Here is a 25,072-nt window from a genome sequence, read left to right on the forward strand (position 1 = left end):
CGATGGGATGTCCATAGCGAGTGTGTACGTGTGTTCTTGCCTGCCGTAGGTATGCCACCACGCTAATTGTGGTCTATATGTGTATATGTATCGGGCTTTATTGGTCTGTTTCACCCTAAATCCCCTGAAAGGAACTTTAATCAGTACAAAGTTCCTTTCAGGGGATTTAGGGGTGAAACAGACTAGAAAACGAACTCTCAACAACTTCAATATAATTTTGAATTCACTCAATCCATTCAAATAAATACTCTTGCTTGAAGTCAACTTGAAATTTTCGCAAAAACGCTACGTATTCCTCGCGGAATGTTCGATTTCGATGATGCTCTTTCTGATTGGCGATATAAGCTATTATATTATCTAAACCCGAATGACTGTACGAGAAAGCACCGTAGCCGTCCTGCCATTCAAATTTGAATTGACTAAACCGTTTTTCCTGAATAAACACGTTTGATGATTTCTTAACTTCTCTAACTAAGTTCAGATAAACAACAGGATGGTTTCATGCCAATCAGAAGGTGGATGTGATCGGGCATTCCAGTAGATACGACCCCTACGGGGTCAGATGTTTATAGAGAAATTTACTTTCTACAAACATTTGACCCCGTAGGGGTCGTATCGTCATCAGGAAGTTGCATTTTCCGGTTTGATTCTAATCGGCTCACTCTGTCAGGCTTCACACCTTCCTGATTAGATCCAGCAGTTTGCGGTCTAGTTTGTGACCGTGCCAGTCCTCATAGGCCACATCGGCCCGACCAGAATCCAGAATACCAAAGGAGCCCGAAAATTCCCAGAGTGCAAACCCGATTCCGTGGCTTGTCAGAATGTCCAGTACGTCGCTGAACCAGGACAGAAATACGGCATGTGGTGTTTTATTCCAGCAGCCGCACTCGCCACAATGCACGCCTACGCCTTTGTTGACCAGATCAATCCAGGGCTGGTAAAACGTTTCGAGCATGGCCCGACTTAGGTACTTATCGCCGACCTGCCCCGGCCATTTGGGTTCGGGCAGATGCTCTGGGTCTTTATTCGCCCAGGGCGCTTTATAGTGAGAGATTATACCCGGATTATAGCCCCGGCAACTCTGGGCAATGTTGAGATCGGTAAGCTCCGGAATCACCGAACTACCCACATCATTGCCATCGGCAATAATCAGGTGCTTTGGATTCTCTTTCCAGATGGCCTGCGACGCAGCCTGGGCGACTTTCCGATACGTAGCGCCCGGTACCGTACTGCGCTTCGAATGCTGGTCGTTCATGTCGGCTCGCATACTGGGTTCGTTCAGCAGATCGAAGCTGATTTTCTGCGACGATACGTTTTTGTAGCGTTTGGCCCACATATTCCAGTGAAAACAAAAGGCATCGAGCGCTGCCTGATCGGTCCAGAGGTTGTAGGGCTCGTTGAAACCCGCATTGACGCAGTAGCCGGGCGCCCGGTGCAGATTCAGGCTGACATGCAGATTGTATTTATGCGCCATCGCTACCAACGCATCAATCCGGTCGATGGCCTGTGGGTCAACCTGATAAACTTCCTCGGGGGTAATGTTCCGACTCCGGTCAAATTTCAGATAAGATGGATACGCCATCGGAATCCGGACGAAGTCGAACCCCCAATCCTGCATCCACTTAAAATAATCTTCTTTCGTAGCCGGGCGGCTGTTAGCCGGATCGGGTGAAAAGAAATCCAGCATATTGAATCCTTTCCATTTGGGTAGCTTGTTTTTCGCTACGTTCGGTGCTAATGACGTGGCCAGCAAATCCGGTCCAACTGTGCCAAGAGCCGCCGTGATCAGGCTGGTATTCTGAATAAATGTCCTCCGTTGCATACGCCAAAGAGAGCCCAAAACCCCGAATCTACTCTACTGAGGAAGTCGAATAAATGGCAACTTTATAATTCCTGCTACGTGCTACTTTGCTTTAGCTTTATGGGAGGTTTTATTGGCGTTGCGGATTGTCTGGTGGGATAAATCGTACGTAAAGCAACTTTCCCAACCCCGAAAATCGTAGTGCCACCACTCCCACGGGAAAATCGAAAAACCAACCCGTTCCATCTCTGCTTTCAGAATGGCGCGATGGGCCAGCGACGCACTGTCCGACTGCATATAGTTGTGAAAAGCGCGGGGCGTCGATTCGTCGTATTCCGATGGCATCGACAGCCGTTTACCGGTTTTCCGGTCGAATAGCGTCAGGTCTATAGCCATTCCCCGGTTATGGCGCGATCCTTTGCGCGGGTCCGCTACAAACGTAGTGTCGCCATGTTCTTCGTAGAAAAGCACCGTAATGGCATAAGGCCGGTATCCATCAAAAAGCAGCAGACCAAGTCCTCGCTTCTTAAGATTTTCGTGTGCCTGCTGAATAGCCAATGCCGCAGGCTTCCGCATAAACACATCGGCCGTCGGATAGAGCTTCCGCTTCAGAAAGTTAGAGGTATTGGCATACGTAACATCAAACTGTGCATCGGGCAGTATCTGCCGCATATCAACCAGTTCATTTTCTGGATCAGCTTCTACAATTTTCCGGTAAATCGATACGTCATTCACTACGGGCAGGCCATACTTACTTTTAGGCAGATCAAACGTTAGCGGTTTCTGAGCCAGCGAACAACAGCCGATCAACAGTGCATTTAAAAGAAGCAGGCAACGTAATGGATGGTGCATAGCGGAGGTTACAGAACGTAGCTGTAAAAACGAATATAGCGAATCGCTTCTCAAATACACCAGCCCCTTTTACCCTTCGCTCGTCTCTAGCTAAATGTTACCGTCAGCACTTCATGCGCCAGTTGCCAGCGACCGCTACGTTTGCGCCAGATACGCAGGTAGGCGTTTTTTTTGTGATTGAACGTAGCATAGCCATAACAAAACCCCAGATCGCCCGACCGGGAGGTAATTAGCTGCAAGGGCTGATAATCAACGGGCTGGGTCGACCTATCAGCCAGACGTTTGGCCGCAGTTCCTTCATAGCGTTCATAGCCTTCGCGCAACAGCCGAATCGAATCACTGGCAGGGAGAACCGAACGGTACGCATCACGCAGGTTTTTGGTCCGGGCTGTTTGCACAAATGCCGCTTCAACCTGCCTTAGTTCCTGGTTAGAAACAGTCGTATCAGAGGCTATCATTCGTTTGTTCGAAAAGCGTGTTGGCGGGTTAAGATCAGGTCCGGGCTTGGCAGGTTTTGGGTGCGTACAACCGAAATCAATAAGCACCTTCCAGTCGCCGGATGCAGTTTTGTGCCACACACTCGTAAATTGCCCATAAGCCACAGGTTCTTCGTCCATGGTTTTCGGACGAAATTCAAAGGGGCCAGTTGTAAAGCCTAACGTACCAGATGCTGCAATTTCGGCATAATTTGGGCGCCAGGTCAGCTTTTCGGTGCCTTTAGGGGCACGCTCGTAGGTAGCTTTGCCAGGGCGAAATTGATTACCGGCATACACAACCGACTGCTCATCGAGGTTTTCTACAAACGAATCCCGAATCCCTTTTTCCAGACCCGCTTTGGCGAACCCGCGCTCGGCGGCTACCAACGCTTCGTAGTCGGCCTGGAGTGTGTTAGTCGGTTGGTACGGAGGAATGATCAACAGGAAGAGTACCGGAAGAAAAAGTGGGAAAGTCATACGTTTATTGGTGAGATGATTGCAGACTAAAAATACATGCTCATCGATGATCCTGCCAGTTCCAACCGCTTAAGTGGTGAATTAACCGGATGAATTGAAAAATACGGCAACTGATTTGGCTACCAGCAAATTTTACCTGAAACCATCGCATCCGACCGGTTCTTTTTGGATTCAATACGCCAGTTTTTTTGTTGTACTGCAAAGAAGTCCAGGGTTGCTACGTCCGATTTATCATTAACCATTGGCTTCTGCTTTACCACCAACTCATATATGCAACTTCTCTACAGCTATTTACGGCGCTATTGGGGCCTGTTGGCGCTGGCGCTCTTACTGGCAGCCATCAATCAGATCTTCTCGCTGCTCGACCCGTACATTTTCCGAAAAATTATTGATCAGTACGTCGTTAAGCCGGGCGGTACGTTACGCACAATCAACTTCTGGGGCTTCCTGAAAAACGGGGCGGGTCTCCTGATTTTGCAGGCCCTTGGCGTGGCAATGGTAAGCCGCATTGCCAAGAATTTCCAGGATTACTACGTCAACGTGATTACGCAACGGCTTGGCGCACGGCTCTATACCGACGGTCTGCGGCATTCACTTGAGCTGCCTTATCAGGTATTTGAAGATCAGCGGTCGGGCGAGACGCTGGGCAAGCTACAGAAAGTACGTTCGGACGTTGAAAAGCTAATTCAATCGTTTGTAAATGTGTTGTTTACGTCGGTAGTGGGTATTGTGTTTGTGATGTGGTATGCAGCGACCGTCTACTGGCCCATTGCTCCGGCTTATTTTCTGACCATTCCGCTGCTTGGTTTTGTGAGTTCACTGCTGAGCAAAAAAATCAAGACCGTCCAGAAAACCATTGTGGCCGAAACGACTGCACTGGCTGGTTCAACAACAGAAAGTCTACGCAATATTGAGCTGGTAAAAAGCCTCGGTCTGGCACAGCAGGAGACCGAACGGTTAAACGCTACGACTGACAAAATTCTGAAGCTCGAACTGAAAAAAGTACGGTACATTCGGTCGCTGTCTTTTATACAGGGAACGTTTGTGAACCTGCTCCGCAATTCAATTATGCTGCTAATGCTGTTTCTGGTTGTACGGGGCGAAATAACGGTGGGCGAATTTTTCTCGTTGTTCATTTACTCCTTCGCCATTTTCGGCCCTTTGCAGGAACTGGGCAACATCATCAATATTTATCGCGAAACGGAAGCCTCACTGGCTAATTTCCAGCAAATCCTGAACACCCCCGCGACGTTCAACCGGCTCTACCGCAACCCGTCAACGGTCTGAAAACACTGGCTTTCGAGGATGTTCATTTTAAACACCTGACAGCCCAAAAACCGGCCCTTGATGGTATCTCGTTTGATGCGCACGTCGGCGAAACCGTTGCGTTTGTCGGGCCGAGCGGTTCTGGAAAAACTACACTGGTAAAACTGCTGGTGGGTTTATATAAACCATTGAGCGGCCAGATTTTGTACAATGGAATACCCGGTTCCGAGGTAAATCTGGATGAACTGAGGGAGCAGATCGGCTTCGTAACGCAGGATACGCAGCTTTTTGCCGGAACCATCCGCGAGAACCTACGCTTTGTAGCACCTAACGCTACCGATGAGGAGTGCCTGACAGCACTGCATCAGGCAGCTGCCAACTCCTTGCTGGCCCGTGCCCCACAGGGACTCGATACGGTCATCGGAGAGGGCGGAGTGAAAGTGTCGGGGGGCGAAAAACAACGGCTGAGTATTGCCCGCGCCCTGCTTCGCAAGCCTGCGCTGCTGGTGTTCGATGAAGCGACCTCGGCACTGGATTCACTAACGGAAGAAGAAATTGGCCGTACGGTACGTAACCTGTCGGGTTCACGTCAACACATCACGATTCTGATTGCTCACCGCTTGAGCACGATCCTCCACGCCGACCGGATTTTTGTGCTGGAGCAGGGCCACGTTGTCGAGCAGGGTCGTCATGAGGAATTACTAGCCCAGAAAGGCCTTTACTACGCTATGTGGCGGCAACAAATCGGCGAGCGGAAAGAGCTGGTAACGGCTTAATTTATGGAGAGCTTACTGGCTTTTGTGTTTCTGGTAAGCAGAGCCCGATTATCAATCCAGCCAATGGCTCAGTAAGTACAACATCGCACGATGAAAACGCCGGAGCGGAAGGTTCGGCGTTTTTGTTTATATTTGAAAAAAGCCACTTCCTCATGGAAACAATTGACGCTATATACTACGATCGTTACGGACTGCCGAAATACATAGGTCAGACGATGGAAAAAGCCGATTTTCTATGTTGGGAGTCGGACGACAACTACGTCTACGAATTTTATAACGGCATGCTTGAACCCACCACTGGCATGAGACAGGATGAAATTTTGCTTTTTAAACGTATTGCACGCTTTTTCTCAAAAACACAAGCTTACCAGCAGGGAAATGAATTGCTTGCCGAAGTAGAAGTCTGGCTCACTGAAACCCAGATGCGTCGGCCAGATATTGCTTATTACACTGCTGATCAATTCAGTTTGGTTGGAAACGGCGAACCTGTTATACCAGGTCTTGTTATTGAACTCGCTTCCGAAACGGACAATGAATTAAAGAGCCTTATAAAACGGCACGAATATTTTAATGCAGGTGTACAGGTTGTCTGGTGGGTGTTTCCACTTTTTAGAGAAGTACACGTCTATACTTCCTCCAAAACCGTTCGTATTTGCACGGATAATGATATGTTGAGTGCAGCCCCTATTCTACCCGAATTGCAGATGACTGTAAACGAGTTGTTTAGTTAGTCAAAGATTGACTTTTAAATAGCGTCGTTATGATTATAATTGATGTTGACAAAATCACAATAGATCAACTTCCTCAAGATGAAGATGACTATTACGAATATAAGTCTAGCTTGACTCCTGATGATAAACTAAAAGATAAATTACAAAAGGCTGTATCGGGCTTTGCGAATTCTGGTGGGGGATTCTTTATAGCCGGAATAAATGATAAAACAGGAGAGGTAGACGGCGGTATATCTTTGCAAATAGGTAGACAATCCCGTCGTGATTGGGTAGATATAGTTGTAAGTCAGATAGAACCCAAACCTAAATACTCCGTAAAGCTACTAGATGATGTGGATGGAAGAGGTTTTCTCAAGGAAGCTCATGCGGTTCTGATTGTGGCTATAGAAGAGAGCACTATAGGTCCTCATATGGCAGCAGATAACCGTTACTACATTCGCAATGGCGCTCATACCGTACCAGCTCGACATTATATAGTTGAGGCAATACGAGCAAAGCGTTTTAGTACGAACCCTAAATTATCACATGTATTTAGACTAAAACCGGGATATGAACAAGTCTTACAACTTGGCATAGTAGCAATTACAAATGCACCAGCGGTTAACGTTATATTGTCCTTATTTCCACTACCTAAGCTACTGAAAGCACGTGCTCAAGATTTTCCAATCAAACTTCCACTGATTGACCAAAACAATCCTTTCTTTTTTGATGTGTCTTTATATTTTGAATCTGAAGAATCGTTTGGTCGTGACGTTAAGCTAAATATTGAGTATGATGATTTGTTACAGAATCACTACGTACAAGAATTAGTAATTGGGATAGAATCAACCCCACCTATTTTAATTGGCAATCCAAATAAGGAAATTATAGGGGCACTTAATTCAATTGAGAAAGCGCTTTTAAAACTTAGTTTACGCGCAAACAACAGCCTGAATGATACTGACTAAATACTTCATTCCTCCAATATATTCGCCAGTACCGTTTCAAATCCCACCAGTACGTTGTCGCCGGATAGGGTATCGATAAAGGCTCTGGCCTCGACAGCCTGGCCGGGTCGATAAATATATGTTTGCTTCTCTTCAGGTGATACCAGCCAGGCCAGACGGACGCCATTGGCCAGCCACTTCTCCATCTTTGCCTTAACAAGATCCAGATTATTCGAATCGCTGACCAGTTCGAGCACAAAATCAGGTGCCAGATGAGGGAACGAGTGTTTGTCTTTCTTACAGAGCGCATCCCAGCGATCCAGGCGAATCCAGGCCACATCAGGCGCTCGCATGGACTTATCATTCAGGAAAAACCGCCATTCGAGTCGATTACTTTACCTGCTTTGGTTTTGCGGTTCCAAATACCGATTTCGGTATTCAGTTCACTGTTGTTGGAACTCGTTAATAAATGTGTGGGAGACATGTCGATATATAATGTGCCGTTTTCATCGCGCTCAATGTTTAGCTCAGGATTGGCCAGGCAGAACCGGACTAATTCGTCGTCAGTGAAGCGGTCGATTTGGGGGATATTTAGAGGCAACTGCATAATTGAGCATGTCTTTAGCTATCAACAAATCTACCTAATCCCGAAAAGTAATCAAAATAGAGCCGCTTCTCTATCCAGGAGGCATCCATAAAAAATACAAAAACTTTTTTAGTAAAAAATTGGTTGATATATCAACCTAGTATTACATTTGCGCCATGACCGGTACTAAAGAAGACGAGTTAAAAGAGAAGGTTTCGGAACGGATGGGCCGCTTGCTCATTTTCACAACCACACATGTAGGACATCTTCTGGCCCGGAAATCGAATAGAGAATTAAGTCGTTTGGGGTTTACGCTGCAAATTGAGCAATTCCCGATTCTGTTTACTACCTACTTTTCAGGTGATGATTTATTATCGCAGCAGGAGATTGCCAATATGCTTCAGAAAGATAAATCGGGCATCCAGCGCTCGCTGCGTACTTTGGAGCGGGATGGCTACCTGCGTATCGTTCCCGATGACATTGACCGGCGTAAGAACCTGATTCAATTGACACCAGCCGGGAAAATGGTTGTTGAGAAAGTAATTGAAACCGCCGAAACGATTGATAAGCAGGTAACCGATCAGCTAACAGGTGAAGAACTTGATTCGTTTTTAGTGACGCTGCGAAAAATTTCGGCACTGTTGGAGAAGTAACATTTTTTTAAATAAATAGTTGACATGTCTACTGTAGACCCCTCAACTTTATTCCGCTTATGAAACATAAAATTGCACTGGGTTTATTGTTGATGCTGGCTCAGGGTAGCTGGGCCCAGTCGACAAACAGCTTTCGGCTGAAAGACTGTATCGATTATGGTCTGCAACATTTTGGAACGGTACGTATTGCTCAGTATCAGGTCGAAACCGCTAATCAGCAGGCTCGTCAGGCCTTGGGTCAGTATCTGCCGCAGATTTCAGCAACAGGAACAGCTACGGACAACATCAAATTACAGCAAAGCATTATACCGGCGGGCGTATTCGGGCCTGAACCTCAGGTATTTATCATTGGTCAGAAATACCAGATAAACCTAACGGCGCAAGCCAGCCAAACGATTTATGATCGCTCACTGCTGCTTGGTTTAAAAGCCAACAAACCCAATCAGCAACTGGCCGAACTGAACACCCGTCAGACTCGAGAGGACATTATTTACAACATCGCCAGCAACTACTATCAGGTTTTCATTGCGCAACAGCAGATTGCCCTCCTTCGGGATAACCTCCAGCGGACGCAGCAGGTGTTGAACATTCTGAAATTGCAGCGGGACAATGGCGTGATTCAACCTGTCGATTATACACGTACCGAGGTCAACTACAACAGTACGCAGTCGCAACTGACGCTGGCCGAAAACGATTACAATCTCGCGCTCAACCGGCTCAGGTACCAGATGGGTTTACCACAGGATCAGGATCTGGTTTTATCGGATTCGACCCTTTTGACTCAACTGCCTGTAGTTGAACAGACGCCCTTTGATGCGCAAAGCCTGGTTTCTTTCCAGCAGGCGGCTACAAATCTGGATTTGCAACGCCTGCAACTGGAACGGGTCCGGGCCGGCTACATACCGACTTTGAGCCTGACAGCCAACTATGGAACGCTAAACCTTGGCGCCCAGAAACTCGATCAGCTGTTTAACAAATTCGTTGGGTTTGGCAGCGTTGGCCTGCGCTTGAGCATCCCCATTTTCGACGGGCTACAGCGCGATGCGCAGGTAAAACAGCAACGGCTCACCGTACTGACGCAGGAAGAACAGCAACGCCTGAACGTAGCGGCCTACCGGCTTCAGTTCAACAATGCACAGTCGCAGATTCAGCGCGCGCAGACGAACGTACTGAACGGTGACCGAAACGTTAAGCTGGCTCAGGAAGTTTATAATGTTACTACGCTACAATACAAGCAGGGGGTCAAGTCGCTCACCGATCTGGTGAATGCCGACACATCGTACCGCCAGGCTCAGTCCGACTACATCAATTCACTCATTAATCTGTATCAGGCCCGGCTCGATTTAGAACAATCGAAAGGCTCCTTACTTAATTTTTATAATCAACTATAAAAAGTAATGGCTAATGAAAATGTATAATCGACAATGAAAAATAGCTGACTTACAACGCATTATTCATTTTACATTATCCATTGTTCATTTCCTTTAATAGGTCATGAAAAAAACAACAGGTATCATTATTGTGTCGGCAGTGGTCATCATCGCGTTGATCGGCTTCCGACTGGCGTCGAACAAAAAGAAGATCGATGCCCAGAACAAACCGGTCGTCAATACAAACGTAGCGATTCCGGTGACGGTCAACCGCGTAGAAGAAAGTGCGGTTAGTCAGCAGCTTGTCAAAACAGGAAATCTGATTCCTTACCGGGAAGCCAACATTACGGCTACTACAGCCGGCAAAGTTACCCGCGTCAATTTTGACCTGGGTACGCAGGTACGTCAGGGCCAAACGCTGGTCGAACTGGATAACCGTCTTCGCGAACTTTCTCTGCAGGCCACACAACTCAACATCGACAAGCTTAAGAAAGACGTCAACCGCTACAATACGCTGCTGGCCGGAAACGCAACCACCGAAATTCAGGTGAATGAAACCAGGTATAACTACGAAAGCGCTGTTAATCAGGCCGAGCAGATTCAAAAGCAGATTCAGGATGCGAACGTAAAGGCCCCAATCAACGGACAGATTGTTCAGAAAGCTATTGAACCTGGCGTGTACATCACCGTGGGTAGTACGCTGGGTAAAGTTCTGGATATAGCCCGCCTGAAAGTCAACGTACTGGTCAACGAAAGCGATGTGTACCAACTGCGCAAAGGCCAGTCTGTGAACGTTTCAGCCGACGTGTTTCCGGGAAAAGTATTCACCGGTCAGATTACGTACATCGCCCCACAGGGCACCGACGAACATAACTACCCGGTTGAGATTACGATTGCCAATGCGAATACCCTGAAAGCTGGTACGTTTGTCAACGTTGATTTCTCACAAAAATCGAATCAGAAAGCCCTTCAGATTCCACGGATTGCACTGGTCGAAAGTATCAAAAATCCGTATGTGTACGTAGTGGATAACAACGTAGCCCGTCAACGCAAAATTACCGTCGGTCGTGATTTTGGCGACACGATCGAAGTGCTGACCGGCCTGTCGGCTGGCGACGAAGTAGTAACCACCGGCCAGTTGAACCTAAGTGACGGCAAACCTGTACAAATTACAAAATGAGCGAAAGAATGAATGAGTGATTGAGCGAATGCCATTCGGCAAGCTCTCGCGTCAGCTTTTCACTCTTTCATTCTTTCGCTCTTTCACTCTTTGAATCATGTCAATAACCGAGATCGCCATAAAACGGCCGTTACTGGTAACGACCATCTTTACCGTACTGATTTTGTTCGGTGTGCTCAGCTACCAGCAACTATCGTACAATCTGCTGCCGAAATTCGAGGCCAACGTAATCAGTGTAGCCACTACGTACCGGGGTGCCTCAGCCGATGAGGTTGAAACGAACGTAACGAAACGTATTGAAGATGCCCTGTCGTCGCTGGAAGGACTCGACCGCATGACGGCCACCTCGCAGGAAGGCGCGTCCATTGTCATTATTCAGCTAAAAAACGGGGTCGACGTAACACTGGCGCAACAGGATGCCCAGCGTAAAATCGAGCAGATTATCAACCTCTTGCCCGACGAAGTAGACCGTCCGATTCTGAATAAATTTTCGACGGATGAAATTCCGGTTCTGCGGATGGGCGTAACGGCCAACCTGTCGCCTACCAAACTATACGATTTGATCGACAATGAGTTAAAACCCCAGCTTTCCAACGTTGCGGGCGTTGGGCAGGTGAACGTAATTGGCGGTAATGAGCGCGAAATTCAGGTGAATGTCGATGCCGAAAAGTTGCGGGCATATGGCGTCTCCATTGGTCAGGTGTCGCAGGCTATCAACGCAGCTAACACCAGCTACCCAGCGGGTCAGCTGGAAACGCAGAAATCGCAATATTCCATTCGGTTCGATGCGTCGGTCGAAACCGTCAACCGTTTGCGGACTCTGGTTGTCGCCCGGCGCACCGACGGCAGCGAGGTACTTCTGAACAATGTGGCTGAGGTGGTGGATGCAGTAGCTAAACCTACCGCCATTAACCACATCAACGGCCTGCCTTCAATTGGGGTACAAATCCAGAAACAGTCGGATGCCAACGCTGTGTCGGTGAGTGAGTTGGTACGGGCACGTATTGCGCAGTTAGAAAAGCAGCATAGTGATATCAAAGTTAAATTCAACATTGCGTCCGACCAGTCGACGTATACGCTGGCTTCGGCTCATGCTGTAGTTGATGATTTATTTCTGGCCGTACTGATCGTGTCGGTCGTGATGCTGCTCTTTCTGCATAGTTTCCGGTCGTCGCTGTTTGTGCTGGTAGCGCTGCCTTCCTCCATGATTCCGACGTTTATCCTGATGTATCTATCGGGTTTCTCGCTGAACCTGATGACGCTGATGGCCCTCTCGCTGGTGGTGGGTATTCTGGTCGACGACTCCATTGTAGTTCTCGAAAACATCAACCGCCACCTCGAAATGGGCAAAGGGCGCGTTCAGGCGGCACTGGAAGGACGTAACGAAATTGGCTTTACCGCCATGGCCATTACGCTGGTCGACATTGTGGTATTCGTACCACTGGCTATGACTGGCGGACTGATCGGGAACATCCTACGGGAATTCTCGCTGGTCGTAGTATTCTCGACGTTGATGAGTTTGATTGTGTCGTTCACCCTTACACCGTTGCTGGTATCACGCTTCGGAAAACAGGAGGCCTTAAGTCCCAACTCGTTATGGGGTAGATTAAACCTCGGTTTCGAGCGTCTGCTTGACCGGATCACGGCCGCTTACGGCCGTATTCTGGAATCCGTTCTGGGTCATAAACGCTGGATTTTCGTGGCAGTTATTGTCATGCTGATTGGCTCTATTGCGTTGGTGCCCGCTGGCTTCATCGGGGCGGCTTTCATGCCACAAAGCGATCAGGGCGAAATGAGTGTACAGCTGGAATTAGCGCCTACAGCGTCTATCTACGAATCCAATGCGGTATCTCAGCGAGCCGAGCAGATTATTCTGAAGCATCCTGAAGTAACGAATGTCTTTACAAACGTAGGGTACACGAGCAGTGGTATTGCTACGTCGTCCAACAGCAACATCGTTGACTTAAACGTAAAGCTGACCGAAAAAGAAAAACGGACGCTCTCCACCGAAGATTTCGGGCAGCTGCTGAAACGGGAAGTTGGCCGGATTCCGGGTGTGAAAGTAACCGTGAGCCCGGTGGGTATCGTGGGCGCGTCGCAGGCACCGATTCAGATTGCGGTAAAAGGAACCAGCCTGGCCAGCATCCGGCAGGCGGCTGCTCAGGTGAAAAACGTAGTGACTTCCATTCCGGGTACGCAGGATGTGAAGTTTTCGGTGAAAGACCCGAAACCCGAAGTAACCGTGAGTCTGGACCGGGAGAAAATGGCGCAACTGGGCATCAGTGCTTCAGATGTAGGAATAGCCTTGCAAAACGCCTTCCGCGGAAACGATCTGTCGAAGTTCAAGCAGAACGGAAACGAGTATGACATTCTGGTCAGTCTGGACCGTTTCGACCGTACCAATCCGCAGGATGTCAGCCGCTTAACGTTCGTCAATAACCAGGGCAAAACGTTCGAACTATCGCAATTTGCGCGGGTCCAGGAACAAACGGGCGAAAGCGTGCTGGAACGTATTGACCGGCTGTCGTCCATTACGGTTAACTCGCAGGTTATCGGACGACCAGTTGGTACGGTCGGTGCTGATATTCAGGCCAAAATGGCGCAGGTCAAATTACCCGAGGGTGTCACCGTTCAGTATTTGGGACAGTTGCAGCAGCAATCCGACGCGTTCGGCAGTCTGGGTCTGGCGCTGATGATTGCCATTTTGCTGGTGTATTTCATCATGGTGGCGCTCTACGAAAGTGTTGTCTACCCGTTCGTGGTGTTGTTCTCCATCCCGGTTGCTCTGATTGGTGCGTTGCTGGCACTGGCGCTGTCGATGCAAAGCCTGACCGTGTTCTCGATTGTCGGCATGATTATGCTGCTGGGCTTGGTTGCCAAGAACGCAATTCTTATTGTTGACTTTGCGAATCAGCTAAAAGCCGAAGGACACGATGTGATTCATGCCCTTGTCGAAGCCGGCAAGGAACGTCTTCGCCCAATTCTGATGACCACGCTCGCTATGGTGTTTGGGATGTTGCCGATTGCGCTGGCTTCTGGTGCTGGCGCTGAAACCAAAAACGGTATGGCCTGGGTCATCATCGGCGGCCTTACGTCTTCGCTCCTGTTGACGTTGCTGGTAGTGCCCTCTGTGTATCTGGTCGTTGATCGGCTGATTGCCCGATTCACGAAGAAAAACGTAACTCCGAAAAAGCCGCAGGAACTGGAAGTCGCGAAAGCGATCAGTTAATAGGCAACACACGACAGCGGGGCCCTTCAACCAGCATAGCCAACACTTGAGTACAGCTACGCCGGTTGAAGGGCTTCATTACGTTCATTCGCTTATGACAATATCCTTTTCAATCCAACTCCACATCCCTAAACGAACGCAAATTAGGCATTACGTTAATCAATTGTAAATCAGTAATATAACCACAGATACCATGCATATACGTAGCTGTAGTTTGCTGTTAATATCAGATCCCGTAGTGGTTAATTTAAGCCTGAAATGAAGATGGCTATAAAGCAGGAGCTTAGAATCTTCTCCTAAAGCAGGTTCTAAAAATATCCGCTTGAGTTGTATATGTATCCAGTAAAACGGCAACGATACCACCGCTCCACACGTAATGGTGAATGTATCAACTTCCTGCTTCAACGGATGCGTATATCTTATTTCAAAATCGGCATTACAGTCATAGTCTGCTTTTTAGCGATTCTTTCCTGTCAAAAAACGGAAACTACCGTAACGCCAGGCTCGACCACTACTTCGGGTAGTTCGTCCTCGATTACAGAGCTACTTTCGAACACAACCTCAGCAAACACAAGCTGTTCATCCCAGACGGGCCTGGCTCAGGTTGTTTGCCTGGCCGAGGCCTTCAAAGCTACCTTGAACAGTACACAACTCTCGACCGTGCAATTGACCTATAGCAAAACCAATGCCCAGAAATGGTCGAACCTGCCAGCGTCGTTATCCTCTCGAATTGGTATCAATTTAGGTTCGCTCAGTAGCACACAACAGGCAGCCTTCAGAGATTTGATGGTTGCGGTATTGGCCCTCAACGCAACAAACGAGGGATATGATGAAATGATGGGAAATCTGGTGGCCGACGACTACTTAAACACCGCCGGGGGAGGCTCGGGTTACGGGGCTGGTAATTATTATTTATCGTTCCTGGGGACTCCCAGTACAACCGGCTTGTGGGAAATCCTGTTTACGGGTCACCATTACACACAGCCCTACACGTTTAATGGCGGACAGATTACGGGGGTTACGCCAGCATTTCGGGGCGTTGAGCCAGCCTCGGAGCTGAGCGCCAACAGCCGTACCTATCAACCATTTGAACAGGAACGACAAGCTTTCGCTACGTTGCTGACCGGCCTTAGCAGCACCGAGCAGACCAGTGCCAAGCTCTCGTCTACGTATACCGATCTGGTGCTGGGTCCCGGTCAGGATGGTAAATTTCCCGCCACTAAATCCGGCTTGCAGGTGGGTACGTTGAGCGCTGATAAGCAGGCGCTGGTACTTAATACTATTAAACTCTACGTCAACGACTTAGACGCCAACACAGCGGCTACGATTCTGACTAAGTATACGTCGGAGTTAGCCAATACGTATATTGCCTATTCGGGAACGACAAGTGTTGCGTCGCAGAATGATTATGTTCGCATCGACGGACCGAGCGTCTGGATCGAGTTTTCATATCAGGGCGGTGTTATCATTCGTAACACTCCTCACCCACACTCAGTATGGCGTGATCACACGGACGATTATGGTGGCAATTAATCGAATGAATATCAGGCACTGGCTAATGAATACTGAACTTGTCAGAAAACTCATTTCGACGCTCGCATTCATTAGCCAGTGCCTGGTACTTGTCAGCCTGTATAGTATTTCTGCGATGGCTCATCCGATGCCCAATTCGGTGGTTCTGCTTACTATCCATGCCGACCGCATTGATGCCGAGGTTCAGATTCCTCTCAACGAATTGCAGGCAGCATATGGCCACGCTGTCAACGATTCATCAGCTGGCCTGGTAAAACGGCTCGGTCCTGAGCTTAGGGCTTACCTGGCTCAGCACATTCGCCCTCAAAGCCCGAATGGGCAGTCCTGGGCCGTATCGGTAGGCGATTTAGCCGTTCAGGAAACCCAAAATCCGATCAATGGGATATACCGTGAGCTGGTAGCTCATGTTCGACTTGTTCCGCCCATCGGGGGTGATGTCCGGCGGTTTACGTTCCATTACGACGTAGTGCTGCACCAGGTGGTAACCCATAAAATTCTGGTGTCGGTTCGGCAGGATTGGGCCGGGGGCTTATTAGCCGACGCCCCTCCGACTCAAGTGGGTGTCATTGAGCTGGATATCGTAAACAACCGCATACGTCCCCTTACGGTTAATCTGGAATCGGGAAGTACCCGGACCGGTTTTGCGGCCATGGTACAACTAGGAATACGGCATATCTCGGAAGGTACGGATCATCTGCTTTTTTTGCTCGTATTGCTACTGGCAGCTCCTTTGCTGGTTTTCAACGGTCGATGGGGGCAGTTCGGTGGGGTTCGGTACAGCCTCAAACGACTATTCCTGATTGTAACCGCGTTTACGATTGGCCACTCATTGACTCTATTGCTGGGGGCGCTGGGCTGGGTTCAGTTGCCCAGCCAACCCGTCGAAGTGCTCATAGCGGTGTCCATTTTGGTATCGGCCGTACACGCCCTGCGACCACTGTTTCCGGGCCGGGAAGCCTGGGTGGCGGCTGGTTTCGGCTTGGTTCATGGTCTGGCCTTCGCCACTACGCTCGCCAACCTGCATCTGGATGCGGGTCCAATGGCGCTGAGTATTCTGGGGTTCAACTTGGGAATTGAACTGATGCAACTGGTGGTCATTGCCCTAACCATCCCCTGGCTTATGCTGCTGAGCCGCACATCCGCCTACCGGTTTGTTCGCCTGACTGGAGCGTCACTGGCTATTATTGCTGCCATAGCCTGGGCGATTGAGCGTGTCAGCGGCCAAAGTAACCTGCTTACGCGGGGAATTGAGCAGATAGCCGGATATGCGCCTTATGGACTGGTGTTTCTGGCCGTCTTCGCCTTAGTACTTACTTGGCAAATGAATCAGGCTAAAAAGCTTCCTTTTTTATAATCATCCACAAGTCAGAGCACAGAGCGATCAGGCATTAGGGATTAGGCTGGCGTATAGGCTTTTGGTTGTTTAGCTGATGGCCTTCACAACAAAGAAATTAGGCCTTTAAAACAAAATCGCCAACATTCGCTCCGTCTACTTTTGTTCCAGTCATTTATCCTTAAAATCATGGAACAAGTCATAAGTGTAGACAATTACAATGGGGCCCTGCAGATGCCAATCCATTCAGGCTTTACAGCCACTTCCACCACCGCCGACGTAATAAAAGGCATTCAGCTCATTGAGAAAACGGCAATTGTAACCGGCGGTTATGCAGGAATCGGTTTAGAAACCGTAAAAACTTTTGTAGAAGCCGGGGCTAAGGTTGTAGTGCCCGCTCGCGACGTAAACAAAGCGGTAAAAAGCCTGGCAGGAATCCCGAATGTAGTGATCGAAGCAATGGATTTGATGGAGCCCGCTTCCATTGATGCCTTTGCCGAAAAATTCCTCAATACCGGCGATTCGTTGCACATCCTGGTCAATAATGCAGGGATTATGTGGGTGCCGCTCCAGCGGGATGCGCGTGGCTATGAATCGCAATTAGCCACGAATCATCTAGGGCATTTTCAGCTTACAGCCAGGCTTTGGCCGGCCCTGAAAAAAGCGGGTGACGCCAGGGTCGTCAGTGTATCTTCATTTGGCCATCAGATCGCACCGTTTAACTTTGACGATCCGAACTTTAACCACCGGGTCTATGAAACATTAACTGGCTACGGTCAATCTAAAACGGCCAATAATCTTTTTGCTGTAGAACTGGATCATCGGGCTAAAGAATTTGGGGTACGTGCCTTTTCACTCCATCCGGGGTCAGTTAATGGTACTGATTTGGGACGAGTGGCTCCCATGGATTTATTTAAGCAGATGGGCACGCATGATGCTGAGGGCAATCTCTTTCCCGAAGTGGCCCGAAAATTAAAGACCATTCCCCAGGGAGCCGCAACAACCGTTTGGTGTGCTACCAGTCCGCAACTGGCTAATCTGGGCGGGGTATACTGTGAGAATGCCGACATAGCCGAAATGGATACAGGAAACATCGACCACCAGTACAATGATCCGCTAACCCTTCGGGGCGTAAAGCCGTATTCAGTCGATGCAGATAACGCGAAGCGATTGTGGACACTGAGCGAGGAGTTGACAGCCGTACCGTTTGTCGTACATTAAGGTTTGTTTTCAGCGTATTAACAAGATTCTATACTCGCCAAATTGTCATTTAAATCCGTGGGATATCAAGCGTATTATATTCATCCTGACCTGAAGCTGTCGAGCTTCGACGCTAAGCTTTATCGGGCCGATGTGCTGTTTGAGCATCATTTGCTGGTCTGGTTTATTTCGGGCGAAACCAGAATCGTGCAGGCAGATAAAGTGCACTGGTTCGGCGCTGGCGACATCTTATTCTTCCCACGTAATGAGTTGGTAACGGTAATTAATTACCCCAAAGACGGTTTGCCGCACCAATCGGTGGTTATGCATCTTACAAAGAACCGATTAACTGAATTTTACGCCAGAAATAAGGTTGCCATCAGGCCGATGGAACCGCCAAAATTCCGCACATTCAACCACCATCCGCTGCTAAAAAGTTGTCTTGCCTCGCTGATTCCCTATTTTGAGCTGAACGACCCGCTGCCCGAAGCAATTGCTTCTCTAAAAATAAACGAAGCCATCACGATTCTCAGAACTATTGATCCAGCTATCGATCATCTGCTGGCTAATTTTGACGAGCCGGGCAAGATAAGTCTTGTCGATTTTATGGAGCAGAACTACATGTTCAATATGTCGATGGATAAATTCGGTTACCTGACCGGCCGCAGCTTAACTACGTTTAAACGTGATTTTAAAAAAGTCTTCCAGACTACGCCACAAAAATGGCTTATGGAAAAGCGACTTGAACTTGCTCATTATCAGATCCGGGAAAAGAAGCGAAAGCCTTCAGAAGTTTATCTGGAAGTTGGTTTTGAGAACCTCTCTCATTTCGGGTACGCCTTTCGAAAGCGGTACGGCTACGCCCCAACCGAAATAGTGAATTAAGGAGAGTTGGCTTATAAAACAGAACCCACCAGTCTGTTTCCGCCCCTGGAATTGGGTGGGTAACAGACCGGCGGGCGCTGCTTAACTAATTCGGATCAACTATGCCAGTGCTTTCCGTGCATCGCGGTCGGGATCGTTGGCCAGAACAGGCGCATCATCCAGGATCATCGTTTCTCCGTTCTGACTGGTATACGGTTTCCAGTTGGGCAAACCGCCCCCGTTTGGATTGCCGGTTTTCGCAAAATTGATAAAGGAGCCGGCCATCTTTTCCGATAACGCTCTAGGTCGTTTTCCTCCGCCTGTATGCGTAAGCATCAAATCGGTGTTATAAAACCAGAAGCAGATATCGTCGCAGTGGAAAGCCCGCATCCGGCCATCGAACAGCGGAGGCTGCCAGCCAAACCAGGCTACGTATACGGGGGCTTTTTGTTGCGATGCCTTCGCGTCTGCAGTGGCAACCACATTTTTCCGATTGGAAACAATTAAGGCCCATAGCTCAATGGGACGAGCCTTCGGGAAATTTTTGGCGTAAGCCTCGACAATGTCGCCCGCTTTATCACCGAAGCGGGGTTTGATTTTTTCTTTTACTTCAGCCAGTGAAATACTTTCCAGCGAAGCATCTGTTCGATCGGGGTTTTGCTCATGAAACGTAGAGCAGATCATCAGCGGAATGTTGGCCGAGAAGTGATTGGGGTCATTGAAGAAAGGGCCGCTATTTAACGAGGTTCCATCGGCCACGGGTGCGTACCCCCTCGCTGAATATTGAGCCGCTTGGCTTCGTCGGCCATTTTTTCAACGGCCCTGTTGGCAATGTCAATATACTGCCGCCAGGGAATCTGCTGAAGTTTGTCGATTTCACCGGGTTTTAAGCCAGCCTCTTCCATCACTTTCAGCCCCAGTTTCTCGGCATACTCCTTATTAACGCCGGCCAGCGAACTGCCGCTCAACGCCACGGCTTTATGAAACAACCCTTTGGCCGATGGCATATTCATCAGGGTAGTTACTTTGGCTCCCCCGCCCGACTGGCCAATTATCGTTACGTTAGCCGGATCTCCGCCAAAATTGGCAATGTTGTTTTTGACCCATTCCAGAGCCGCCACCATATCTAGGTTGCCCACATTACCCGATTCGGCATGGCCTCCAGCCGCTTTCAGATGCGTATAACCCAGTGAGCCAAGCCGGTGGTTGAGCGAACAGAAAACAACATTGCCAAATCGGGCCAGATTTTCGCCGTGATAACCATCCTGCTCAATCCCATTTCCATTCACGAATCCGCCACCATGCAGCCAGACAACAACCGGCCGCTTCTGCTTATCCAGAGCGGGTGTCCACACATTTATTTTCAGACAGTCTTCCGACACATCGTCGTAATTCCAATGATCAACAAAGGAGGCATAAGGATTCGCGTAGCGTTTCTCCATAATCTGAGGTGCCGAATTTCCCCACCATAGAGCAGGCCGAATATCTGTCCAGGGAGTGGGTTTTTGCGGAGGCATGAACCGATTCTTACCCGACGTATCGGCTCCATAGGGTATACCCAAAAACTGGTGAATACCCCGAAGTATAAACCCTCTGACTTTGCCATGCTCAGTGCTGGCAATGGCAATATTGTCGCCCACAAATAAAATCTGATCGTCACCAGCTGGCTTCGCCACTTTAGGTGGACGCAAATCTGAAGCAGGCGATGAGTGCGCTACGCCTAAACTAGCGGCACCGACTCCCAGCGATTGTAAAAAATTACGTCTTGAAGACTTCATCGTTGACTGGTTTAAAGGTTAAAGAAAAGCAACTACCCGGCCGCTGGCAACGTACCGAACGCGCTGATCAATCAGCTTATTGTCAAAGGGACATAATGGAGGATTTTTACTATAAATTGCGCGATTTGTTTCTGACTGCCAGCAATTTGTTACCAGCCGGAGAAGTCAAAAATGGAGCATCGTCACGTTGATAACCGAGAGGTTCGGTTCGGGAGAGGCTGCTGATTAATGCGCCCGGTATTCCACCAAGGCCAGGCACCAACAAAAGCAGTTAGACTGAGGCAAACGAGCCATTCTGAAGAGTCTCGTAGATCGTCAGTCCTTTTGGACTGAGCAACCCGCGCACAAAATGGTGTTTGATTGGTTCATCCGAGTTTTCGTAGGGGGTTTCTCGCTGGCTTTGATCGGCCCACAACCAGGCAATTACCGACTCATTCAGATCCGCTCGATAAATGGCCTGTTCGATACCTTGTTGCAGGTTACTTACCAGAATAGTATTGATGTACTCCGTTCGAAACGCCTGAAACAGATTCCAGACGGTCGGGTAATGCCGCTCAATATCCCGGGATAAATTCGGATTGACGGTTCGGCGGTAATGAATCAAACGGTCCCAGATCAATAGAGCGCCAACAATTGGATTCGTTACGTTCAGTTGAATGGCGTTGGCCTCCTGCAAATTTTCGTTCAGCTGACTTTCCAGCATCAGCCTGACCAACTCTTCTTTGCTATCGAAATACTGGTAAACTGTCTTTTTGGAAATGCCTAACTCCCGGGCAATATCCTCCAGTCTGACCGTTTTTACGCCAAAATGGTTGAACAGATGCCGGGCCTCGGCAATAATTCGTTCTTTCATGCCTATTAGCTGTTTAGTCTAATAAACACGCACCCACCAAATAGTTATCGAAAATTTATCAGACTGTGTGATACGTTCACACGTACCGTAGCCAACCAATTTCGGAATGGTCCGCTTTATATCGACCGTACCATTTGCAGAGCGGATACAACATCAGCACCAAACCCAGCCAAACGACGTAAACCAGCCCGAGCGAGATGCCCGCGCCCGCCGGTCGGCCAAAGTTGAGCGGCCCGCTGGGTATGTCTGCCAGAGAATAACCCTGAATCAAACTCATTGCGATCATCGACAGGTGTACCAGGTACCAGTGCAGAATGTAGTAAAACATAGGTACCTTCCCATATACGGTCAGCCAGTTTGTCAACCCGTTGCTTACTCCATCCGCTGCGGACAGGATCAGAAACATCAGGCCGAGCAACAGCAAATCATATTGCAGTGAAGGTGGGTATTTCGTTACGTTAATAAACGACAGGAAGGTGAACAGTTCGTCTTTCTGAGCAGACCAGGGCGCCGGATCGCCATATACGTTGAGAAAACGAAGCAGAATAAACAAACCCAGCGCCCCCAGACCGATACGTAACAGAAGCGGCTTTCGCTGCTCAATGGGCCGCTCCATTAGTTGACCACAAGCAAACCCAACAAGCATAATCCCCAGCCACGGAATCAGCGGATAAGCCGCCAGCAAAGCAAACCTGGGACTGAACGAAAAGAAATCGGAGCGAAACAGCAACGCCCAAACCAGTCGGGCGCCGGTATTGGTAAACGTCGGTACAAGTTGCAGGATGTTGTGTCCGAACACGATTATCAATCCAATAATACCCACCCACCTGACGGGTAATTTAGCCAGTAACGAAAGCAGGATTAAGCCTCCGCCAATGGCATAAATAACCTGAAGCATAAGGGATTGAAAGTGAATATCGAACCAAAAAGCAAAGTTTACAATGGTCAGTTCGAGCAGAACCAGCACCGCACCCCGTTTCAGCAAAAACCGCCGGGCCGACTCGTCGTTACGTTTCCTGAGCGACAGGTAAGCCGATGTGCCCGACAGAAAAACAAACGTAGGTGCGCACAGGTGGGTAATCCACCGGGTCAGAAAAAGCGCGGGTGTAGTGGTGGTTAAATCGACCGGATTTTGGGTCAACGCAGGCGTATGGAGCAGATCGCGGACATGGTCCAGCGCCATAATTACCATAACCAGCCCGCGCGTTACGTCGATAGTCGTTACTCGGTTCATAGTGTGAAAAAACAGCCAATTCAGTTGGTGTAGCTCATTTTTTGTATCGGCACCGCGTATTGTCTGACTTCACGTAGTACGATTTGTAATTCAGCGCTTTTGGATCCGTGCAGCCTTTAAGGTCCAGCACTTCAATATCCTTAAAATCAATGGCATGGCTTTCGGCCTGAAGCGCAATGTACCCCTGACCGAGGGGCGTATTGGCCAGGCTTTTCCAGTGGTTGGCCGATCCAGCGCTGAAACGCCCGGACTCCCAGTCGTTATCTTTACTGACAAAACCTCCACCTACCTGAGGGTGCTCATACGTTAAAACCGTATCGCCTTCAATAATATGATGCACAATCGAATCGCCCAGTACAATGGCTTCAGCCATAACCCATCGGTCACCATCGTAGGTTTTTGAATCAGAATCGGTGCAATGTTCGGGGCGAAGTTTGTCACTGATAAACACCTGCGTACCGGGCGTACAGAGATTGCCCGTGTGGCGTGGTCCCTCGCCTAACCCGCCCAGCAGCTGCATTTCCAGCGACACCGGGAAGGTCTGATTGATCGATAAACTTTCGGCCGATTGCGAATGAAGCATAATGCCGCTATTCCGAACGTTCCAGGAATCGCCCCCCGGCGTTTGTTTCCCTAGAAAGCGGTACGCAAATCGCACCCGATAGTGTGAATAGGGCTTTTTGTAGTAGATATGACCGTACTTGAAATCGAAGGTTTTGTATTGGTCATACATGACCCGCATCATGCCGTTTTCAACGCGAAACGTTTTTTTATAATTGTCATTCAACGGGAGGCCGGCAATTTTTATATCCCAGCCGCTTAAATCTTTTCCGTTGAAAATTTTGACCCATTCCTGCTTATCTGAAGCCTTCTGAGCAACCGCTGCCGAGACTGCAAGACACAGGAAAAGAACGATATAGACTGTTTTTTTCATAAAATTTTCTGAGATCGAATAATCTAAACTTATTTCATTACTTCAACGGTGTTCAGTTCTGGGCCACCGCCGTGATTGGCAGAACCGGCAACGATGTAAATTTTACCGTCATACACAACCGCCTGCGTACCATGTCGCCCCTGCTGCATTTTCGGGCCGGATGTCCAGCGGTTGGTTTTCGGGTCGAGCGCTTCGGCTTCGTTGTGAGCCAGCAGCTGAGTGGTTTCCCCACCAATAATCCAGACTTTGCCACCCTGCGTTACGGCGGTGGCACCTGCCCGTTGCGTTGGTATATTGGCGTCGGCGGGTAGAGTGGTCCACTTACCGGTTTTAAAATCATAAACATCGACTTCGGCAATGGTTGTTTCGAGTACCTTGTTGATACGTGCCGTTGAATTGCGGCCCCCGGCCAGATAAAGCTTATCGCCTACTACAGCGGCCGTAATGTGATCGCGTGTACGCGGTGCGTCGGCCAGTTTTTTCCACGTATTGGTTTTCGGATCATATTCATCCAGCCACGCTACGTGTCCATCGTAATGCCCATCGATGATGCCACAGGCCATGTAAATTTTATTGTTGTAAACGACAACCCCCGCCGATCCGCGAAGGCGATCTTTAGGAATTTCGGGGCCGACACGCCAGGCGCTCTGTTTAGGATTATAAATATAGATGTTTGGAATTGGCGTTTCGTGCGGGTATTTACCCTGAAAAGCGCCCATTACGTATAGCTCACCGTTATAGGTAATCGCCTGAAAATGATTCATTTCAACTGGTGGTTCGGGGTGTGCCTTCCAGACCAGTGTTTTGAGGTTAAGTGCTTCCAGTGGCCGCATACCCCGCCCGCCAACTGCATACAAACTATCGCCAATTAAGGTAGCAGCATTCTCGTGCCGGGTAGCGCACGTGTTTTGCGTCGTAATCGGTTGCCACGCTTGTCCGAGGGCAACAAAATTACTTCCAAGCAGGGCCAGACATCCCACGAATGGTAACTTCATAGAGGTCAACAGAGTAAGGTAAATG

20 protein-coding genes and 2 pseudogenes are annotated in these 25,072 nt (G+C 48.9%); 11 read left to right on the forward strand and 11 right to left on the reverse strand.

Features of this window, described 5'->3' with window-relative positions:
- Positions 1-223 precede the first annotated feature (223 nt).
- The 4 genes from LN737_RS27655 to LN737_RS27670 form a co-directional block, all read right to left on the reverse strand.
- Positions 224-445, reverse strand: coding sequence for a hypothetical protein (locus tag LN737_RS27655; RefSeq protein WP_405513989.1), 222 nt, complete (start codon positions 443-445; stop codon positions 224-226).
- 228 nt (positions 446-673) lie between these two features.
- Positions 674-1,822, reverse strand: coding sequence for a glycoside hydrolase family 5 protein (locus tag LN737_RS27660; RefSeq protein WP_405513991.1), 1,149 nt, complete (start codon positions 1,820-1,822; stop codon positions 674-676).
- 81 nt (positions 1,823-1,903) lie between these two features.
- Positions 1,904-2,653, reverse strand: coding sequence for a M15 family metallopeptidase (locus LN737_RS27665; protein ID WP_405513993.1), 750 nt, complete (start codon positions 2,651-2,653; stop codon positions 1,904-1,906).
- Positions 2,654-2,739: 86 nt separating this feature from the next.
- On the reverse strand, positions 2,740-3,606 hold the full coding sequence (locus LN737_RS27670) for a nuclear transport factor 2 family protein (RefSeq protein WP_405513995.1): 867 nt from the start codon (positions 3,604-3,606) through the stop codon (positions 2,740-2,742).
- A 270-nt stretch (positions 3,607-3,876) separates the two neighbouring features.
- Between LN737_RS27670 and LN737_RS27675 the strand changes: the two are divergent.
- The 3 genes and pseudogenes from LN737_RS27675 to LN737_RS27685 all read left to right on the forward strand — a co-directional run bounded on the left by LN737_RS27675 (position 3,877) and on the right by LN737_RS27685 (position 7,326).
- A pseudogene (locus tag LN737_RS27675) lies at positions 3,877-5,648 on the forward strand (ABC transporter ATP-binding protein).
- Positions 5,603-6,379 carry a Uma2 family endonuclease gene (locus tag LN737_RS27680; RefSeq protein WP_405513997.1) on the forward strand — a complete coding sequence of 259 codons (777 nt, stop codon included), beginning with the start codon at positions 5,603-5,605 and terminating at the stop codon, positions 6,377-6,379. The pseudogene LN737_RS27675 and the gene LN737_RS27680 overlap by 46 nt, the downstream one beginning before the upstream one ends.
- A gap of 29 nt (positions 6,380-6,408) precedes the next feature.
- Positions 6,409-7,326 carry a helix-turn-helix domain-containing protein gene (locus LN737_RS27685; protein WP_405513999.1) on the forward strand — a complete coding sequence of 306 codons (918 nt, stop codon included), beginning with the start codon at positions 6,409-6,411 and terminating at the stop codon, positions 7,324-7,326.
- Positions 7,327-7,331: 5 nt separating this feature from the next.
- Here the strand turns inward: LN737_RS27685 and LN737_RS27690 are convergent, their stop codons facing one another.
- Positions 7,332-7,658 carry a Uma2 family endonuclease gene (locus LN737_RS27690; protein WP_405514001.1) on the reverse strand — a complete coding sequence of 109 codons (327 nt, stop codon included), beginning with the start codon at positions 7,656-7,658 and terminating at the stop codon, positions 7,332-7,334.
- Between the two features lie 11 nt (positions 7,659-7,669).
- Positions 7,670-7,912, reverse strand: coding sequence for a hypothetical protein (locus tag LN737_RS27695; protein ID WP_405514003.1), 243 nt, complete (start codon positions 7,910-7,912; stop codon positions 7,670-7,672).
- Positions 7,913-8,067: 155 nt separating this feature from the next.
- Here LN737_RS27695 and LN737_RS27700 point away from each other — a divergent pair, with 155 nt between their 5' ends.
- From LN737_RS27700 to LN737_RS27735, 8 genes are all read left to right on the forward strand, one after another.
- The gene (locus tag LN737_RS27700) at positions 8,068-8,544 is read left to right on the forward strand and encodes a MarR family winged helix-turn-helix transcriptional regulator (RefSeq protein ID WP_405514005.1); all 477 of its coding nucleotides are present in this window, start codon (positions 8,068-8,070) and stop codon (positions 8,542-8,544) included.
- 59 nt (positions 8,545-8,603) lie between these two features.
- Positions 8,604-9,935 carry a TolC family protein gene (locus LN737_RS27705; RefSeq protein WP_405514007.1) on the forward strand — a complete coding sequence of 444 codons (1,332 nt, stop codon included), beginning with the start codon at positions 8,604-8,606 and terminating at the stop codon, positions 9,933-9,935.
- A 103-nt stretch (positions 9,936-10,038) separates the two neighbouring features.
- Positions 10,039-11,094, forward strand: a complete 1,056-nt coding sequence (locus tag LN737_RS27710; protein WP_405514008.1) for an efflux RND transporter periplasmic adaptor subunit — start codon at positions 10,039-10,041, stop codon at positions 11,092-11,094.
- 97 nt (positions 11,095-11,191) lie between these two features.
- Positions 11,192-14,323, forward strand: a complete 3,132-nt coding sequence (locus LN737_RS27715) for an efflux RND transporter permease subunit (RefSeq protein ID WP_405514010.1) — start codon at positions 11,192-11,194, stop codon at positions 14,321-14,323.
- 333 nt (positions 14,324-14,656) lie between these two features.
- On the forward strand, positions 14,657-15,856 hold the full coding sequence (locus LN737_RS27720; RefSeq protein WP_405514012.1) for a DUF3500 domain-containing protein: 1,200 nt from the start codon (positions 14,657-14,659) through the stop codon (positions 15,854-15,856).
- 25 nt (positions 15,857-15,881) lie between these two features.
- The gene (locus LN737_RS27725) at positions 15,882-17,210 is read left to right on the forward strand and encodes a HupE/UreJ family protein (protein ID WP_405514013.1); all 1,329 of its coding nucleotides are present in this window, start codon (positions 15,882-15,884) and stop codon (positions 17,208-17,210) included.
- Between the two features lie 168 nt (positions 17,211-17,378).
- The gene (locus tag LN737_RS27730) at positions 17,379-18,410 is read left to right on the forward strand and encodes an SDR family NAD(P)-dependent oxidoreductase (RefSeq protein ID WP_405514015.1); all 1,032 of its coding nucleotides are present in this window, start codon (positions 17,379-17,381) and stop codon (positions 18,408-18,410) included.
- A 57-nt stretch (positions 18,411-18,467) separates the two neighbouring features.
- Positions 18,468-19,274, forward strand: a complete 807-nt coding sequence (locus LN737_RS27735; RefSeq protein WP_405514017.1) for an AraC family transcriptional regulator — start codon at positions 18,468-18,470, stop codon at positions 19,272-19,274.
- 99 nt (positions 19,275-19,373) lie between these two features.
- Here the strand turns inward: LN737_RS27735 and LN737_RS27740 are convergent.
- The 5 genes and pseudogenes from LN737_RS27740 to LN737_RS27760 form a co-directional block, all read right to left on the reverse strand.
- Positions 19,374-21,031 (reverse strand): annotated as a pseudogene (locus tag LN737_RS27740) (carboxylesterase/lipase family protein).
- Between the two features lie 271 nt (positions 21,032-21,302).
- Positions 21,303-21,884, reverse strand: a complete 582-nt coding sequence (locus tag LN737_RS27745) for a TetR/AcrR family transcriptional regulator (RefSeq protein ID WP_405514019.1) — start codon at positions 21,882-21,884, stop codon at positions 21,303-21,305.
- A 76-nt stretch (positions 21,885-21,960) separates the two neighbouring features.
- The gene (locus LN737_RS27750; RefSeq protein WP_405514021.1) at positions 21,961-23,118 is read right to left on the reverse strand and encodes a DUF1624 domain-containing protein; all 1,158 of its coding nucleotides are present in this window, start codon (positions 23,116-23,118) and stop codon (positions 21,961-21,963) included.
- A 34-nt stretch (positions 23,119-23,152) separates the two neighbouring features.
- A complete protein-coding gene (locus LN737_RS27755) occupies positions 23,153-24,052 on the reverse strand; it encodes a DUF1080 domain-containing protein (RefSeq protein ID WP_405514023.1) in 900 nt (299 codons plus the stop codon).
- A 29-nt stretch (positions 24,053-24,081) separates the two neighbouring features.
- Entirely contained in the window at positions 24,082-25,047 is a 966-nt protein-coding gene (locus LN737_RS27760; RefSeq protein WP_405514025.1) for a Kelch repeat-containing protein, read from the reverse strand.
- Positions 25,048-25,072 lie beyond the last annotated feature (25 nt).

This window comes from Spirosoma sp. KNUC1025 (assembly GCF_045160025.1).
GTDB lineage: Bacteria > Bacteroidota > Bacteroidia > Cytophagales > Spirosomataceae > Spirosoma.

What these genes read in the sequence shown, in the direction of transcription:
- LN737_RS27660 (WP_405513991.1), bottom strand. Translation starts at nt 1,822, where the DNA reads ATGCAACGGAGGACATTTATTCAGAATACCAGCCTGATCACGGCGGCT.
- LN737_RS27665 (WP_405513993.1), bottom strand. Translation starts at nt 2,653, where the DNA reads ATGCACCATCCATTACGTTGCCTGCTTCTTTTAAATGCACTGTTGATC.
- LN737_RS27670 (WP_405513995.1), bottom strand. Translation starts at nt 3,606, where the DNA reads ATGACTTTCCCACTTTTTCTTCCGGTACTCTTCCTGTTGATCATTCCT.
- LN737_RS27685 (WP_405513999.1), top strand. Translation starts at nt 6,409, where the DNA reads ATGATTATAATTGATGTTGACAAAATCACAATAGATCAACTTCCTCAA.
- LN737_RS27690 (WP_405514001.1), bottom strand. Translation starts at nt 7,658, where the DNA reads ATGCGAGCGCCTGATGTGGCCTGGATTCGCCTGGATCGCTGGGATGCG.
- LN737_RS27695 (WP_405514003.1), bottom strand. Translation starts at nt 7,912, where the DNA reads ATGCAGTTGCCTCTAAATATCCCCCAAATCGACCGCTTCACTGACGAC.
- LN737_RS27700 (WP_405514005.1), top strand. Translation starts at nt 8,068, where the DNA reads ATGACCGGTACTAAAGAAGACGAGTTAAAAGAGAAGGTTTCGGAACGG.
- LN737_RS27705 (WP_405514007.1), top strand. Translation starts at nt 8,604, where the DNA reads ATGAAACATAAAATTGCACTGGGTTTATTGTTGATGCTGGCTCAGGGT.
- LN737_RS27710 (WP_405514008.1), top strand. Translation starts at nt 10,039, where the DNA reads ATGAAAAAAACAACAGGTATCATTATTGTGTCGGCAGTGGTCATCATC.
- LN737_RS27715 (WP_405514010.1), top strand. Translation starts at nt 11,192, where the DNA reads ATGTCAATAACCGAGATCGCCATAAAACGGCCGTTACTGGTAACGACC.
- LN737_RS27720 (WP_405514012.1), top strand. Translation starts at nt 14,657, where the DNA reads ATGTATCCAGTAAAACGGCAACGATACCACCGCTCCACACGTAATGGT.
- LN737_RS27725 (WP_405514013.1), top strand. Translation starts at nt 15,882, where the DNA reads ATGAATACTGAACTTGTCAGAAAACTCATTTCGACGCTCGCATTCATT.
- LN737_RS27730 (WP_405514015.1), top strand. Translation starts at nt 17,379, where the DNA reads ATGGAACAAGTCATAAGTGTAGACAATTACAATGGGGCCCTGCAGATG.
- LN737_RS27745 (WP_405514019.1), bottom strand. Translation starts at nt 21,884, where the DNA reads ATGAAAGAACGAATTATTGCCGAGGCCCGGCATCTGTTCAACCATTTT.
- LN737_RS27750 (WP_405514021.1), bottom strand. Translation starts at nt 23,118, where the DNA reads ATGAACCGAGTAACGACTATCGACGTAACGCGCGGGCTGGTTATGGTA.
- LN737_RS27755 (WP_405514023.1), bottom strand. Translation starts at nt 24,052, where the DNA reads ATGAAAAAAACAGTCTATATCGTTCTTTTCCTGTGTCTTGCAGTCTCG.
- LN737_RS27760 (WP_405514025.1), bottom strand. Translation starts at nt 25,047, where the DNA reads ATGAAGTTACCATTCGTGGGATGTCTGGCCCTGCTTGGAAGTAATTTT.